The sequence below is a fragment of the Flavobacterium sp. WC2430 genome (assembly GCF_040822075.1).
Lineage (GTDB): Bacteria > Bacteroidota > Bacteroidia > Flavobacteriales > Flavobacteriaceae > Flavobacterium.
In genome coordinates this window covers 485863-501595 of sequence record NZ_CP162007.1, presented here as the reverse complement: position 1 = coordinate 501595, position 15733 = coordinate 485863, and the positions used below count along the sequence as shown (strand labels likewise).

Sequence of the window (15733 nt, the reverse complement as noted above, 5' to 3'; positions counted from 1 at the left end):
AAGGCTTAAAATAAAAAATGATGAAAATAAAGTTATTATTAGTTTTACTTCTATTATCGGGATCGATTTATGCACAACAAGATGCACAGTTTACCCAATATATGTACAATACGATTAATATTAATCCAGCATATGCTGGATCAAGAGAGTCGATGAATGTGTTTATTTTGCATCGAGCCCAATGGGTTGGTCTAGATGGCGCACCAGTTACTAGTACAGCATCTATAAACACACCTATTGAAGGAAGCAATATTGGTTTAGGATTATCAATTATTAGTGATAAAATAGGACCGTCTGATGAAACCAATGTTGCAGCTGATTTCTCCTATAGTATTGAAACTTCAGATCGATATAGGTTGTCGTTTGGTTTAAAGGCAACAGCTAATTTACTAAACATTGATTTTAACAAATTGAACCAGTATGACAGTGGTGATAATATTTTTTCCACTAATGTGGATAATAAATTCTCGCCAAATATAGGAGTTGGTTTGTATTATCATTCTGACGATACATATTTTGGTGTTTCTGCGCCTAACTTGTTAGAGACGAAACATTTTGATCGTTATGCAGGGACTGGTTCAAATACACATATAGCTACAGAAAAAATACATTATTATTTAATAGCTGGACATGTTTTTGACTTAACCGGAGATGTGAAATTCAAACCATCTATCCTAACTAAAGTGGTACAAGGGGCTCCTTTACAAGTTGATTTATCAGGAAATTTTTTGATAAACGAAAAATTTGTAGCAGGGATTGCTTATCGATGGAGTGCAGCTATAAGTGCTATGGTTGGTTTTCAAGCTAGTGATTCTTGGTTTATCGGTTATGGTTATGACTTAGAAACTACGAAACTTGCTAATTATAATTCTGGTTCACATGAAATCTTTTTAAGATATGAATTGTTCAATAAGTACGATAGAATAGTATCTCCAAGATTCTTTTAATTAATTTATTATGAAAATTAAATCCTACGTTTACATTGTCCTTTTAAGTCTGCTAAGTCTTAAGGGACATGCTCAAAAAGCCAAAGTAGCTGCAGCTGATAAAAAATATGAGCAGTATGCTTACATTGATGCAATTTCAACTTATGAAAGAGTAGCAGAAAAAGGGTACAAAGACGAAAAAATGTTTCAAAAATTGGGTAATGCTTATTATTTCAATGCAGAATTAGATAAGGCTGCCAAGTGGTACGGTGAACTTTTTTTGCTGAATGAGAATCAAGAGCCAGAATATCTTTATAGGTATTCACAAGCACTTAAGTCAATTGGAGAATATGTTAAAGCAGACAAAATGCTTGATCAGTTTAACAAGAAGTCTGGAAATGACTTAAGAGCTAAATTATACGAAAAGCATAAAGATTATTTAGAAGAAATTGAAGCAAATTCGGGCCGATTTAACGTCGAGGATGCCGGAATCAATTCGGAATTTTCAGATTATGGGACCTCTTTTTCAGGTAACAAATTGGTTTTCGCTTCAGCTCGTGATACTGGTGGGATTTCTAAAAAAGTTTTTAAGTGGACCAATCAATCTTTTACTAATTTGTATAGTTCTGAAGTACAATCAAATGGAAAATTAGAAGAACCAAAACGCTTTGGAAATAGAATTAATTCGAAGTTTCATGAATCTACACCCGTTTTTACAAAAGATGGTTCAACAATGTACTTTACCAGAAATAATTTTCTAGACGGCAAAAAAGGAAAAGACAGTAAAAGAATTACTTTACTAAAAATATATAAAGCAACTTTAGAAGACGGAGAGTGGAAGGATGTCACCGAATTACCATTCAATAGCAATCAATACAGTGTTGCTCATCCTGCTCTAAGTAATGATGATAAAACGTTATATTTTGCTTCAGATATGCCAGGAACTTTTGGACAGTCTGATTTATTTAAAGTAACAATTAATGAAGACGGAACATATTCAACTCCTGAGAATTTAGGCACAAAAATCAATACTGAAGGAAGAGAAACATTTCCTTTCGTCAGTGATGATAACGAGTTGTATTTTGCTACTGATGGCCGTCCAGGACTTGGAGGGTTAGATATTTATGTTGCTAAAATTGAAAAGGACAAAAGTTTTAACGAAGTCCAAAATGTAGGTGCTCCAATTAATGGACCTAAAGATGATTTTGGTTTTTTTATTGATAGCAAAAGCCGTATAGGTTTTTTTACATCTAATAGAGAAGGAGGAAAGGGATATGATGATATCTATAAATTTTCTGAAACAAAGAAGCTGACATGTGAACAAATCTTAAAAGGAACAATCACTGATAAAGAGTCAGGAGATTTCCTTGAAGATGCAAAAATGAGTTTGTTTGATGAGAAATATCAGTTGTTAAAAGGAAATGTAACTAATAAAAGAGGGCAGTATAGTTTCGAAGTTGAATGTGGAAAAACGTATTACGTACGTGCTGAGAAACGTAATTATGAAACGAAGGAAGGTTCGATTTCTATTGAAAAAGTAAATGGAGAAAGTTATTTGTCTCTTGAATTAGAAAAACGAATCAAACCAATAGGAGTGGGCACTGATCTTGCCAAAACTTTAGATATTCCAATTATTTATTTTGACTTAGATAAATCTTTCATAAGAAAAGATGCAGCTTTTGAGTTAGAAAAAATAGTTGCAGTAATGAATGAATTTCCTAAAATTAAAATTGATATACGCTCACATACTGATAGCCGACAAACAGCACAATATAATGAAGCATTATCTGATAGAAGAGCCAAGTCAACTAGAGATTGGTTGATTAAAAATGGTATAGATGCAAGTCGATTAACAGCTAAAGGATATGGAGAATCTCAATTGGTAAATAAATGTGCAGATGGTGTTCAATGTACAGAAGCCGAGCATCAAGCGAATAGACGCAGTGAATTTGTTGTTATTTCGATGGAATAATAAATGAAATATTTTTATTGCCTTTTGGTAATAGAACTAATATAAAAAGAGGCTTTTCCATTTTGAAAAAGCCTCTTTTTTTTAATTAAAAATGGAATATTACTCTTCAATATAAGTCTTGTTCCCGTTTTTGTTTATATAATATTTTCCTCCTCTAGGTCCAGTATAAACTTTTTTACCATTGTACTCACCAGTAATTTTATCAGCTACTTTTGGTGCTTTTTCTGTAGTTTCCTTAATTTTTGGTTTTACTTTTTTAGTCGTTGCTTTTGCACTTTTAGTTGCTGAGCTATTAGCAACTCTAAGGTTTTTCTTAGCTACACTAGTTGCTTGTTTTTTAGTCTCTTTCTCAGTTTCGATTTTTGTAGTTGTTTTTACAGCTTCCTTTTTTGCGGCAATTGTAGCTTTTCTCTTTTCATTTGCTGCTAGCTTTTTTGCTTCTTTCTCTGCATCAAGCTTTGCCTTTGCTTCCGCTTCTTTTTTAGCAGCAATAGTCGCCTTTCTTTTTTCGTTAGCAGCTTGCTTTTTGGCCTCTTTTTCTGCTTCCGCTTTAGCCACTGATTTGTCTGCCTTTTCTACCTTTTCTGTTGTAGCTTTAGTGACTTTCTTTTTAGCCACCGCTTCTTGTGCATAAAAACTATTTGACAACACAAATGCTAAACAAAACAACAATAATTTTTTCATAATAGTCTGTTTTTTAAGATTAAAGAATAAAAGTAATAAATTAATTATTACGAAAATAAAATCACAATAATTAAGCCAATTAATTTAAAAGTAGGCTCTCAGTTGAATGTTTCCAGTATGTATTGCTGGACTAGACTCACTCTTTCTTCCTTGGTAATTCAAGTTAATATCAAGGAACTCTGTTATGTTTTTTTGTAAGAGTAATCTCCAAGTAATATTTTGCCCTGTTTGTAGTCCTTCGAGCATTTGAAAACCTACTGAGGAGAATTCATTACCAGTAAATTTATTTTGATAAAAGGAAACTTCCCCATTCATCGTGATTTTTTTATCATTGGCATAAGAAAAAGATGTTCCAAAACGATTTTGATTTAAAGTTTCTAAATTTCCAATGGTGTTTTCTTTGTTTTGTAATTCATAGAATATATCCCAACTTGTATTTTTGGAAAATAAATAACTGATTTTAGGAGCCAGCTGATATCCGGTAATGGTATAATTTTTTTCAGAAAAGTTTTCGGATAGTATTGAAGTTTTTATTGTTTTTGCAAATGTACTAAACAACCAACTTTTTTGGTATAAATGGGAATATTGGATTTGATGAGAATTGTTCTTGGATTGTTGTGATCCAATTGAAAGTAGATTTTTTGTTTGATTTTGAAGATAGGTATAGGTTACGGAATGCTGTTGTTTTCCTCGATTGTAAAACAAACTATTTCTGAAACTCGAACTCAGACCCAACACATTTTCTTGTGAAGATTTAAATGGATTAAATTCGAAATTATCTCCTACATTTTTTGTTTTTCGATCGATGAGATAAGAAGTTTGATTATAAAAATAAGAGAGTATTCGTTTAAAGTTATCCTCATTTTGCCATTGATTTGGATTTAATATCAAGGATTGTGAAAACTTAGTTTGATGTGTTTTTATATAAACTCTATTTGGTAAATAAACCCGAATGTATTTTGCTTGATCAATAAAGGCGGCAATTTCAAACTCTTGTAATTCTTGAATATTGTTATTATTGTAATCATTCCATGTATAGACTCCTTGCCCAGCAGGAACTTCTAAGTAAGTGAATTCTTGTTGGGGAAGTGTGCCAGAATTCGTTTCGTACGAGCTGGTACTTTGAATTAATTGATTAAAAAAGCGGTCATTATACAGGATGCGTGAATTTAAGGAAGGCTCACTTTTTTTGGATTCTTCGTTATAATCCAAAACTCTATAGTTGGCATAAATTGACAAATCACTTTTGTTGGTTTGAATTAATTTAGATTTCAAATAATATGTTTTTGAGCTGTTTACTCTTTGCAATTGATTATTTTGAATACTATCATTCACCCGATTTAGAAAACCGAATTGAACATAGACTGCGGTGCTGTCACCATGTCCTGCAAAAAAACCGTATTCAGAAAATTTTTGGCTTAATGATGTAAATTGATTTGTTGATTTGTTTTTTTCTTGGTTGTCTTCTAAACGTTGGCTACTTCCAATCCAGTTTTTATCAAAATGGTAGCGTACCTGAGATTGACTTCTAATGAATTTTGAAGTATTAGTTATTGCATCACTTTTTAAGTAACTACTTTGGTTTTGAAAGCTCCAGTTTTTAAGCTGAAACTGACCCTTTAGAAGATTTCTATTTCCTGAAAAACTATCTGAGAAATCCAGTTTTTCAAATTGATAATTGATAATGCCGTTGCTTTGATTTTTATTATTTGGACTTAAATTAAAATTTAACCCCGTGACCAATAAACTTTGATTTCCTATAGTTGATCCGCCTAGATTCCAGTCTCTGTCAAATTCTATGGTGTAAATGCGCTCGACAGTTTTAAAATTTTTCTGAGTGAATTGATAATTTGCAAATGCATCTATTGTCCATTTTTTTGAAAAAAGACGTTGCTTCGTTTTTATTTTAGCACTTATACCTTGGTTATTCGAGTCATCAATAGTTGAGAATAAATTTAGATCGTTGTTGCTAATTCCAAGTTCAAAATCAACTAAAGTTTTTTCAGAAGGATTATATTTTCCTAAAAATGTTGTTACTTGAATTTTAGTAGGTGCCACTAGTTGAATGATGGGCTCATAATCACCTTGAGGAATAGTATTTATTGGAGGAACATATTCATAAATTCGACTGAGGTTAGATGCGTCTTTTAAGACATAATTTCCTTTATTTATGCCCACTGAACTAAATCGAACATTGAATAATTCATCTTCTGAATTAGTAGAGTATTCAAAAATTTCAATTGTATTTACTATTTTTTTTGCATAGAGAACTTTATTATTCGAATAGCTATCCACATATGCAGAAGGAGCTACCATTAAACTAGTATTGTCACCAGAATTTACTAATATTTGCGCTTGTTCTGTAGATAAATTTTGTTGTAGAGGTTGGTTTTTTATATCATTCTCAGAATAGATATAACTGCCAAAAGTCCAGTTTTTATTTTCATGAGTAGCTCCAGCATAAGTCACAAAGCGAGTGTAATTCCTATCAGAATATTGATATTCGATTGCAATTCGCATCTCGGAAGTTATTGTAAAAAGAGGGGTGAAGATTATTTCTCCGGCATTGTAGTCAATGGTGTAATCGTTGTTTTCTCCTCTTTTCAGCAAAGTTCCATTGACATAAACTCTTTCCGAACCCGATACAACCAACACATACAGCTCACCGTTTTGACCCTTCAATTTGTACGGACCTTGGTTTCCTTCAATACCAATAAAATTACTTTTGGCATATTGCCCTTTAACAAGCGCTACTGATGTGAAAATATTAGTTTTGTTTTCGTCACTTCCAAATTCAAAATTTGTCGAAAGTCCCTGTACTTTTTTATTGAAATTAAGGAATTGAGATTTATGATTTTCTAGAAATACATCACCAGCTCTTATATTCCATTTATCACTATATAGTTCCATGAAAACATTGTCAAACTGATCTAATTTTTGAGAATAACCCCCATCTTGTAAAGGGATGTTGCTGTCTTGAAGTGAAGCTCTTAAATTTACTTTTTCGGATATTTTTCCTGTAATTTGTAAATCTAAATTTGAATTTAAAACAGTATTCTGATTGTTTCCTATAATAACGCCACGCGTAATACTTCCGGATGTACTTAATCCATCAAACGGCACGTTTTCTTGAATAGGAGTTGGATCAATTCTATACTGTTTTTCCGAATCAATATCAGTACTTACCAATCTGCTGGAATCGTAAATCTGGTATACTTTGGTTAGAAATTCTGGGTATTTTAAATAATATACAGTGACAGAATCTGACTTATTGTAGATTTCCTCATTTAAAATTAGTGTTCCTTTTTTGAAATCTACTTTGTAAGATGTAGAATCAATGAGTTGATTATTTGCATTCAGTAGTTTTAGAAAACTGGAGTTTAGACTTTCGTTTTCTATATGGATGGTATCCTTAGATGTCGCAATTTTTTTGCTTTGATATAATGATTTGTTTTCCTGGGCATAAATCCCAGAAAAACAAATAATCATTAGTATTAGCAGTGCTTTTTTTAACATAAAGAGAATAACGTCTATATGTCAAAAGTAGTGTATTCTATATAATTTTCGTCTTGTAAAAAGACAGCGCAAAAGAAATGATATTTAATTTTCGCTAGTTACAATTTGCATCGTCTCCGTACTGACTTGCTTCAAAATTACTTTTTTTCCTTGTTCTACTGTTTGTGCAGCAGCATCGTTAAAATGTCTAATGGTATATAAAGTAACGTTTTGGCTAAAGTCAACTTTGAATTTCTTGGATAATATGGCATTCATTTCTGTAAAGTTATCAAACTTATCTTCAACACATACAGAAAAGCTAATAGCTGAATTTTGAATCAAATTGACTTTAAGTTTAAATTGATGGAATAAAGCAAAAATCTCACTAATGTTTTCTTCCATGATAAAAGAGAAATCAATTGAAGAAAGAGAAATTAACAATTGGTTTCTTTTTACAATAAAACAAGGCAGATAAGGTTCTAACGCAACTCCTTTCGAAACACTTGTTCCTTTTAGTAAAGGATTGATAAATGATTTTACATATAATGGAATTTCCTTTTTTTGTAAAGGCTGTAATGTTTTTGGGTGAATAACGGTTGCTCCATAAAAGGCTAACTCAATCGCTTCACGATACGATATCTGGTTTAATAAACTGGCATTTTCAAAATACCTTGGATCCGCATTCATTACACCAGGAACATCTTTCCAGATGGTAACACTTTCAGCATTTAGGCAATAAGCAAAAATGGCAGCAGTATAATCAGACCCTTCACGACCTAATGTTGTTGTGAAGTTGTTGTCATCTGATCCCAAAAATCCTTGAGTAATGTTTAAAATTTTTCTTTTTACATTTTTCGAAATATTTTTTTGTGTCAATTCCCAATCTACCTCGGCATCTCTGTAATTCGAATCTGTTTTTATAAAATTTCGAACATCTATCCACTGCGTTTTTATACCCATGAAATTCATGAAATGACTCAAAATGGTAGTAGAAATCAATTCACCATAACTTACAATTTGGTCATAAACAAAGTTGTAATTAGGTGATTTATTATGAGATAAGAAAAATTCTAAATCAGAAAATTGTAATTTTACAGCTTCAAACACATTATTTTTATCATCCTCAAATAAATCCAATAAGATTTGATTATGATATTTTTTTACTTCTTGAACAGAAGATTGTAATTCAGCCGATTTATCAAAATAGTTTTTGATAACCATTTCAAGGGCATTAGTAGTTTTTCCCATTGCAGATACTACTAATAAAACATCCTCGTAACCTACTTTTTGTAAAACGTCATAAACATTTTTAATTCCCTCAGCATCTTTTACAGAAGCTCCACCAAATTTGAATACTCTCATAATAATTTTTAAAAAATGTAATCTTATACTTTATTTTAACTTGTTTTCTAGAAAGTCATTAATTCCTTCTTCATCCATTTGGACATTATCCCAATCTCTTAATACTTTAGCGCCTGATTTTTCATAAAAATCTATTGCTGGTGTATTCCAGTCAAGAACATTCCATTCAATTCTACGAACGTTATCTTTTTTTCCTTGTTTTATAATTTCAGAATATAATGCGTAGCCTAATCCTGTTCCGCGCATTTTATCCTTTACCACTAAATCTTCTAGATGAAGTGTTTTTCCTTTCCATGTAGAATAGCGATAATAGTAAAGAGCAATACCTACTATTTCCGAATCTACTTCGGCTACAAAAACATGAAATAAGGGATTAGCACCAAAACCATCTCTTACTAAATCTTCAGCAGTTATTAAAACCGCATCTGGTTCTTTTTCAAAAATAGCTAATTCTTGAATAAGGTCAAGTACCGCAACCATATCTTCTGATTTTCCTCTTCTAATTTTCATGAATTCTTATTTTTTAGGTTATTTGCTAAAAATAAAGCTTTTTAAAGACTTGTTTTTTCTTTTTTTTACACAAATATACAATAGACGCAAACTAACTAAATTTTATTCAATTCATTTTCACAAAAAAAACGATATTTGTGACTTCAAAAAAACTACAACGATTTCGTAATGAAAGAACGCAACACAACACTAGGAGAATTCATCATTGAAAACCAAAATGCCTTTCAATATTCGTCAGGTGAATTATCAAGGATTATCAATTCCATTCGTTTGGCAGCCAAGGTTGTCAATTACAAAGTTAATAAAGCAGGTCTGGTTGATATTATTGGGGCAGCTGGAGAACAAAATATTCAAGGAGAAGATCAGCAAAAATTAGATGTATATGCCAATGAAGTTTTTATTCAAACTTTAATCAATAGGGAAATTGTTTGTGGTATTGCTTCTGAAGAAAATGATGAATTTATAACAGTTGAAGGAAGTGATCATAGTCATAACAATAAATACGTTGTGCTCATGGATCCATTAGATGGCTCTTCTAATATAGATGTAAATGTTTCTGTTGGAACTATTTTTTCGGTTTATAGAAGAATAACTCCTATAGGATCACCTGTTACTTTAGAAGATTTTTTGCAACCTGGTACAAATCAAGTTGCTGCAGGTTATGTGATTTATGGAACATCAACGATGATCGTTTATACTACAGGTCATGGAGTAAATGGTTTTACCTTAAATCCCGCTATTGGGACGTTTTACTTATCACATCCTGATATGAAGTTTTCTGAAGATGGAAATATCTATTCCATCAATGAGGGAAATTACATTCATTTTCCACAAGGGGTGAAAAACTACCTCAAATATTGTCAATCAGAAGAAGGAGACAGACCTTATACTTCTCGCTATATAGGAAGTTTGGTTTCGGATATTCATAGGAATATGATCAAAGGAGGTATTTATATTTACCCAACGAGCTCTAAAGCTCCAAAAGGAAAATTAAGATTACTCTATGAGTGTAATCCAATGGCTTTTATTGTTGAACAAGCTGGAGGAAAAGCGTCTGATGGTTTTGGAAGAATAATGGAAATTGAACCAACAGAATTACATGAAAGAGTGCCTTTCTTTTGTGGAAGTTACAATATGGTTGAAAAAGCAGAAGAGTTTATGCTTGAAGCCAAATTGAGTAAGTATTAAAAATATAAAAAAAGCTTCCGAAATTTCGGAAGCTTTTTTTATATAATTAGTTCATTTTTTCCGCTTTCTCTATTTCTAGTATGAAAGTATCTAAATCTGCTTTTTCATCTGCTAATGAAAGTGCAGTTGCAACAACAGCTTTTACGTTTTCGGGTGTGAATCCAATACCTAAACTAAGTTTTTCTAGCATCACTTCTTGGTTGTCACCTAAATGGTGATCAACGTTTACAATTCGAGCCAAATCAAATAAACGCTCAATTCTTTGAGAGTTTAAATAGGGAGGATTGATTGGGTATTTTGTTGGGTTCTCTAAAATTTCTTCGTATTCTGCTGCAGATATTTCAAGTCTTATGGCTAATTTGTCTAGAAACTCTTTTTCTTCTGGAGCAAAAACACCATCAGCTAATGCTAATCTTACTATAGAAGCAAAGTGACCTTTGTTTCTTTGTTTGAATTCGTTATCAAATAAATCTGAAAATGACATAGTTAATTTTTTATTTATATTCGACAAAGATAATTCAATTTTTAAATTATTAATTTTCTTTTTAATTTTTCTTTAACAACCTTAGTTTTAATTATAATATTATTCTTGGAATTGGGATTTCAAATCCAACATTTTCAAAATAAATCGTAAGTTTACAACCCCTTTATCAATTTAATAAAAAAACCTATGTCAGAATTTTGGATTTATTTTCAAATAGGATTAAAACACGTTTTAGATATACATTCCTATGATCATGTTTTATTTTTAATCGCTTTGGCGGTTCCGTTCTCTTTTAAAGATTGGAAAAGAATTATACTCTTAGTTTCCCTTTTTACAATTGGGCATACTATGGCCTTGATTCTTTCTGTATTTGGAATTATTGCTATTAAAGTAAACGTTGTGGAATTGTTAATTCCTATAACCATATTAGTAACAGCGCTATTTAACCTTTTTACAGCTGGTAAGTCGAATAAAAAAGAAAGTATTAATTTGGTGTTTTTTATTGTACTGTTCTTTGGGATTGTTCATGGTTTGGGATTTTCAAATTATTTTAAATCCATTCTTGGCGGAACGGCAACCTCTAAATTATTACCATTAGGAGAATTTGCTTTAGGTATTGAGGCGGCACAAATTATAGTTGTTTTTATTGTTTTAGTTTTGTCATATATTGTTCAAACCATTTTTAGGTTTTCTAAAAGAGATTGGACATTGGTGATGTCAGCATTTATAATAGGGGTAGTATTGCCTATGATTATTGAAAATGAAATTTGGTTTAGATAATAAAATGGAAGATAAAAAGTTAAATAAGTACGATAAAGCCTATCTCAGAATTGCAACTGAATGGGGGCTTCTATCCTACTGTAAGCGCAAGCAAGTTGGGGCTATAATTGTTCGGGATCGAATGATAATATCGGATGGATATAATGGAACTCCTTCTGGTTTTGAAAATTGTTGTGAAGATGAAGAGGGATTAACCCGTTGGGATGTTTTACATGCTGAAGCCAATGCTATACTGAAAGTGGCTAGATCTACTCAATCCTGTGAAGGCGCAACGTTGTATATAACACTTTCGCCCTGTAAAGAATGTAGTAAGTTGATACATCAATCAGGAATAAAAAGGGTAGTGTATCACAAAGGATATCGAGATGATTCTGGAATCCAATTTTTAAAGAAAGCGGGTGTGATAGTCGAGCATATTCCATTATTAGAAGAATAAATGAACATCAATAAAATATATTTGCCTATAATTATTTGTGCAACGCTGTCGTTGGGGATCGTTCTTGGTAAGTATTTTAATAATTCCAATGATGATTTTCTAGTAGCAAAAAGTAGTTCTAAAAACAAACTCAATAAATTAATTGATTTTATTGATAATGAGTACGTTGATGATGTAAATACGGATTCAATTGTGAATATTACAGTTGATAATATTTTAGGACAACTAGATCCACATTCTGTATATGTTCCGCCAAGTGAGCAAGCGCAAGTTGTAGAAAACATGAAAGGTAATTTTGTGGGAATTGGCGTTAATTTTTACATGTATAATGATTCAGTAGCGATAATAAAACCAGTTGAAAATGGCCCTTCGGCAAAAGCGGGAATCAAAGCGGGTGACCGAATTTTATATGCCGATAAGACAAAATTATTTGGTCGTAAATTACCTAGTGATAGTTTATATTCTTATTTAAAAGGAGAGAAAGGCTCGGAAGTATCGCTCACTATTTATAGAAAATCGGAGCATAAAAAATTAAAATTAAATATTATCCGAGATGTCATTCCTTTAAAAAGTGTGGATGTTTCATTATTACTAAATGCCAAAACAGGATATATAAAAATAAACCGATTTGCAGAAACCACTTATGAGGAATTTAAAGTTGGTTTGTTGAAATTGAAAAAAGAAGGTGCTCAAACATTGGTTATTGATCTTAGGGATAATGGTGGTGGATACATGGAAGAAGCCATTGAAATTGCTGATGAATTATTGAAAGATAAAGAGTTAATTGTTTTCACCAAAAATAAAAAAGGGAAGGTTGATAAAACCTATGCAACAAAAAAAGGAGACTTTGAAACTGGAAATGTTTTTGTTTTAATTAATGAGAATAGTGCTTCAGCAAGTGAGATTTTAGCGGGTGCTATTCAAGATAATGACCGAGGAACTATTGTGGGACGTCGTTCTTTTGGGAAAGGATTAGTACAGCGTGAAATGGATTTTGACGATGGTTCGGCAGTTAGATTAACTGTTGCTAGATATTATACCCCCACTGGTCGCTCTATACAAAAACCGTATACAAAAGGGAATGAATCCTATTTTAAGGAGTCGGAATCTCGATTTGCTAATGGGGAATTGTACGAGAAAGACAGTATTAAAGTAGTGGATAGTCTTAAATTCAAAACGCCAAAAGGGAAACTAGTTTATGGTGGCGGAGGGATTGTTCCTGATGTTTTTGTTCCTATTGCTTTAGAACACGGAAATGAGAACACTGTTTATCTCATGCAATCTGGAATTGTTGGAAATTTTGTTTTCGAACAATTAGACAAAAACCGTACTGTTTTTAAAGGATTGTCTTTAGAGCAATTTGTTGCAAAAATGAACGAAACCGATTTGTATTTTAATGCTTTCCAAAAGTTTCTTTCCAAAAATGGATTGGATATAAAATTTGTCAAAAACAAGGCGATTGTGAAGCGATACCTTACAGCCGAACTAGCTAGACAGTTTTATGGAGAGAGCAGTTATTATGAGGTGATTTTAAAAGAAGACGCAATGATAAAAGCAGTCTTAAAATAAATACATCTCAATTTGTGATAGGTTAAGATTTTAATTTTAAAAATAATGATGAAGAAACTCTTTTTTTTACTGGTACTATTATCGACTTTTTCGGGAATTGCACAACAACAATATTCGTTAGAAAAAGACATTCATTATTATTCAGATTCACTAAGTAAAAGTGATAAATATATAGACTCTCAATGTACTTTGGATATTTATTATCCTAAAAAAACGAGCAATTTCGCTACAGTGGTTTGGTTTCATGGAGGAGGACTTACTGGAGGACATAAAGAAATACCAACTGCATTATTAGAAAAAGGTTTCGCAGTAATAGGGGTAGGCTATAGGTTTTCACCCAAAGTGAAAGCACCAGTGTATATTGAGGATGCTGCTGCGGCGATAGCGTGGGCTTTTCAACATATTAGTAATTATGGAGGGAATCCGAATTTAATTTTTTTATCGGGGCATTCGGCTGGCGGTTATCTTACTATGATGGTAGGTCTTGATAAAAAGTATTTAAGTAAGTATGGCATTGACGCCAATAAAATAGCAGGAAACATTCCTTTTAGTGGGCATACCATTACCCATTTTACCATTCGTAAAGAAAAAGGGATGAATGATATTCAGCCTTTAATAGATGAATATGCACCTCTTTATTTTGTTCGTGCCGATGCGCCACCCTTAGTACTTATTACGGGTGATCCTGAATTAGAAATGTTGGGGCGTTATGAAGAAAATGCCTATATGTGGCGTATGATGAAGATCGCAGGTCATAAGCGGACTACTTTATACAAGCTCGAAGGGTTCAATCATGGTGCCATGGCTGAGCCTGCTTTTCCTTTATTGATCAAAGAAGTAAATACGATTACAAAGGAAATTTTGGAACATAATAAATAAGAGAGAATCTTTTTTAATCAGTTTTTATTTTCGCTATCCCAATCCCAATCTTTTCTAAAGCGAATAAGTTCTTTGTCTATCATTTCTTTTGAGGTGTTTAATAAAAAATCAGCATCATCGGAATAGATTGGAGGGAAGTAGGTTATTTTTATTTCGGTAGTTTGTTTTCCAAAACATTTTAAAAAATGTGGGATAAAAGTGTCGTCATTTACAAAGGCGTCCGATTGTACTTTATAGTCTATTGCAACAGGAATAATAGCGGCTTTTATTTGAGTAGCTGTCTTAAAAGATCCATAATTAAAGGGTAATGTGGTAGGTGAAATATCAGTTGTACCTTCTGGGAAATTAATTATTGAAGATCCTTCATTTAGTGTTTTCTTGATCATGTCACACGTTTTCTGTCTGCTGTCTTGACACGCTCTTTCGACAAAAATCACTCCTGATATTTTACAGAGATAACCTATAAGTGGCCATGACGCTACTTCTTTTTTGCCTACGGGATATGCATGAATATGACTTACAATTACTATTGGATCAAAATAAGAACGGTGATTGGCTACAATTAACCCTTGAATTTGTGGTAACTCGCCATAAACAATAGTGCGGATTCCTAAAATTTGATTTGTTGTTTTTATAATAAAATCACGTAGGATTAGCGCATTCCGATTTGTTGTTTTTTTGCTCCAAAAAAAACTTGCCAAATAAAAGGTTAATGAAAAAAAGGAAATGTATAGGATAAAAACGAGAAGTCTGAGTAGGCCAAGTAGAAATGAAAACATAGAGTGGATTTATAAAAAAGGTAAATCTACTATTAATTTTCTAATATGCTAATTTCTATTTATCTAATGCTGTCGTGCGCGTGAGTTTGGGTCCCGTTATTCCATAAAGTAAGAATGTCTGTAGCAACAGCAGCACCGCTTCCTGCAGCAATAGCTAGTTGACTTCTCCATCCAGCTAAAGTTCCAATGACATAAATCCCATCAGCCACTTTATGATCTGAATTTTGTAGCTGGATTCGTTGTTTTTCGGGTAGTGCTTTTCGGTGTGGTTCTACATATTGCATTAATCCTTCAATAGCAAACGTATTTGCGGATCCTATACCAATAACAACAATTTTACTTGTATAGGTGTCTTTATTTGTAGTAATAGTGAACTCGGGATAATCCCCTTCGATTTTAAGGACTTTTTCGTTTGGTATTTGATTTATATGTGGATACGCTTCAGATAAATGTTGCGTGCTTTCTTGTAATATAGTGGAGCCCAATGTACCTGGAGCAATTCCGTAGGCATTGTTAAAAAGAGCATCTTGAAGTGAAGAAGCTTTTTGATGAGTGATTACCCCAATTTTCTTGTCAATTACAAAGGATTTGTTTTTTGATGAGCCCAAGACAAGTGCACAGGATATTCCAGAAACGCCTCCGCCAATAATTAATACGTCGAACATGTAT

General features: G+C 32.4%; 14 protein-coding genes. 7 read left to right on the top strand and 7 right to left on the bottom strand.

Annotated features, from left to right (window positions below; genetic code table 11):
- Positions 1-20 precede the first annotated feature (20 nt).
- Both AB3G36_RS02290 and AB3G36_RS02285 read left to right on the top strand, forming a co-directional pair.
- Positions 21-947 (top strand): type IX secretion system membrane protein PorP/SprF, encoded by a 927-nt coding sequence (locus AB3G36_RS02290; RefSeq protein WP_367757875.1) that lies wholly within the window; start codon positions 21-23, stop codon positions 945-947.
- A 10-nt stretch (positions 948-957) separates the two neighbouring features.
- Positions 958-2898 carry an OmpA family protein gene (locus AB3G36_RS02285; RefSeq protein WP_367755589.1) on the top strand — a complete coding sequence of 647 codons (1941 nt, stop codon included), beginning with the start codon at positions 958-960 and terminating at the stop codon, positions 2896-2898.
- 99 nt (positions 2899-2997) lie between these two features.
- On the opposite strand, the gene AB3G36_RS02280 is transcribed toward AB3G36_RS02285, so the two are convergent.
- The 4 genes from AB3G36_RS02280 to AB3G36_RS02265 all read right to left on the bottom strand — a co-directional run bounded on the left by AB3G36_RS02280 (position 2998) and on the right by AB3G36_RS02265 (position 8949).
- On the bottom strand, positions 2998-3582 hold the full coding sequence (locus tag AB3G36_RS02280; protein ID WP_367755587.1) for a hypothetical protein: 585 nt from the start codon (positions 3580-3582) through the stop codon (positions 2998-3000).
- Positions 3583-3666: 84 nt separating this feature from the next.
- The gene (locus AB3G36_RS02275) at positions 3667-7098 is read right to left on the bottom strand and encodes a hypothetical protein (protein WP_367755585.1); all 3432 of its coding nucleotides are present in this window, start codon (positions 7096-7098) and stop codon (positions 3667-3669) included.
- 84 nt (positions 7099-7182) lie between these two features.
- A complete protein-coding gene (locus AB3G36_RS02270; protein ID WP_367755583.1) occupies positions 7183-8439 on the bottom strand; it encodes an aspartate kinase in 1257 nt (418 codons plus the stop codon).
- A gap of 30 nt (positions 8440-8469) precedes the next feature.
- Positions 8470-8949: an N-acetyltransferase family protein gene (locus AB3G36_RS02265; RefSeq protein ID WP_367755582.1), complete on the bottom strand. Its 480-nt coding sequence runs from the start codon at positions 8947-8949 to the stop codon at positions 8470-8472.
- A 168-nt stretch (positions 8950-9117) separates the two neighbouring features.
- On the opposite strand from AB3G36_RS02265, the gene fbp reads away from it, so the two are divergent.
- Positions 9118-10137 (top strand): class 1 fructose-bisphosphatase, encoded by a 1020-nt coding sequence (fbp, locus tag AB3G36_RS02260; RefSeq protein WP_367755580.1) that lies wholly within the window; start codon positions 9118-9120, stop codon positions 10135-10137.
- Between the two features lie 46 nt (positions 10138-10183).
- On the opposite strand, the gene AB3G36_RS02255 is transcribed toward fbp, so the two are convergent.
- Entirely contained in the window at positions 10184-10621 is a 438-nt protein-coding gene (locus tag AB3G36_RS02255; RefSeq protein ID WP_367755578.1) for a TerB family tellurite resistance protein, read from the bottom strand.
- Positions 10622-10807: 186 nt separating this feature from the next.
- On the opposite strand from AB3G36_RS02255, the gene AB3G36_RS02250 reads away from it, so the two are divergent.
- Genes AB3G36_RS02250 through AB3G36_RS02235 form a run of 4 tightly spaced genes read left to right on the top strand, consistent with a single transcriptional unit; the run spans position 10808 to position 14285 of the window.
- On the top strand, positions 10808-11401 hold the full coding sequence (locus tag AB3G36_RS02250; protein ID WP_367755576.1) for a HupE/UreJ family protein: 594 nt from the start codon (positions 10808-10810) through the stop codon (positions 11399-11401).
- 4 nt (positions 11402-11405) lie between these two features.
- Positions 11406-11837, top strand: a complete 432-nt coding sequence (locus tag AB3G36_RS02245) for a cytidine/deoxycytidylate deaminase family protein (RefSeq protein WP_367757873.1) — start codon at positions 11406-11408, stop codon at positions 11835-11837.
- Positions 11838-13406, top strand: a complete 1569-nt coding sequence (locus tag AB3G36_RS02240; RefSeq protein WP_367755574.1) for a S41 family peptidase — start codon at positions 11838-11840, stop codon at positions 13404-13406.
- Positions 13407-13454: 48 nt separating this feature from the next.
- Complete coding sequence (locus AB3G36_RS02235) at positions 13455-14285, top strand: alpha/beta hydrolase (RefSeq protein ID WP_367757871.1); 831 nt, start codon at positions 13455-13457, stop codon at positions 14283-14285.
- A 17-nt stretch (positions 14286-14302) separates the two neighbouring features.
- On the opposite strand, the gene AB3G36_RS02230 is transcribed toward AB3G36_RS02235, so the two are convergent.
- Both AB3G36_RS02230 and AB3G36_RS02225 read right to left on the bottom strand, forming a co-directional pair.
- On the bottom strand, positions 14303-14986 hold the full coding sequence (locus AB3G36_RS02230) for a lysophospholipid acyltransferase family protein (RefSeq protein ID WP_367755572.1): 684 nt from the start codon (positions 14984-14986) through the stop codon (positions 14303-14305).
- 137 nt (positions 14987-15123) lie between these two features.
- A complete protein-coding gene (locus AB3G36_RS02225; RefSeq protein ID WP_367755570.1) occupies positions 15124-15729 on the bottom strand; it encodes an FAD-dependent oxidoreductase in 606 nt (201 codons plus the stop codon).
- Positions 15730-15733: the final 4 nt, after the last annotated feature.

Coding starts and splice junctions, on each gene's coding strand:
- fbp (WP_367755580.1), top strand. CDS start 9,118: ATGAAAGAACGCAACACAACACTAGGAGAATTCATCATTGAAAACCAA.
- AB3G36_RS02240 (WP_367755574.1), top strand. CDS start 11,838: ATGAACATCAATAAAATATATTTGCCTATAATTATTTGTGCAACGCTG.
- AB3G36_RS02275 (WP_367755585.1), bottom strand. CDS start 7,098: ATGTTAAAAAAAGCACTGCTAATACTAATGATTATTTGTTTTTCTGGG.
- AB3G36_RS02290 (WP_367757875.1), top strand. CDS start 21: ATGAAAATAAAGTTATTATTAGTTTTACTTCTATTATCGGGATCGATT.
- AB3G36_RS02225 (WP_367755570.1), bottom strand. CDS start 15,729: ATGTTCGACGTATTAATTATTGGCGGAGGCGTTTCTGGAATATCCTGT.
- AB3G36_RS02270 (WP_367755583.1), bottom strand. CDS start 8,439: ATGAGAGTATTCAAATTTGGTGGAGCTTCTGTAAAAGATGCTGAGGGA.
- AB3G36_RS02250 (WP_367755576.1), top strand. CDS start 10,808: ATGTCAGAATTTTGGATTTATTTTCAAATAGGATTAAAACACGTTTTA.
- AB3G36_RS02265 (WP_367755582.1), bottom strand. CDS start 8,949: ATGAAAATTAGAAGAGGAAAATCAGAAGATATGGTTGCGGTACTTGAC.
- AB3G36_RS02235 (WP_367757871.1), top strand. CDS start 13,455: ATGAAGAAACTCTTTTTTTTACTGGTACTATTATCGACTTTTTCGGGA.
- AB3G36_RS02255 (WP_367755578.1), bottom strand. CDS start 10,621: ATGTCATTTTCAGATTTATTTGATAACGAATTCAAACAAAGAAACAAA.
- AB3G36_RS02245 (WP_367757873.1), top strand. CDS start 11,406: ATGGAAGATAAAAAGTTAAATAAGTACGATAAAGCCTATCTCAGAATT.
- AB3G36_RS02285 (WP_367755589.1), top strand. CDS start 958: ATGAAAATTAAATCCTACGTTTACATTGTCCTTTTAAGTCTGCTAAGT.
- AB3G36_RS02280 (WP_367755587.1), bottom strand. CDS start 3,582: ATGAAAAAATTATTGTTGTTTTGTTTAGCATTTGTGTTGTCAAATAGT.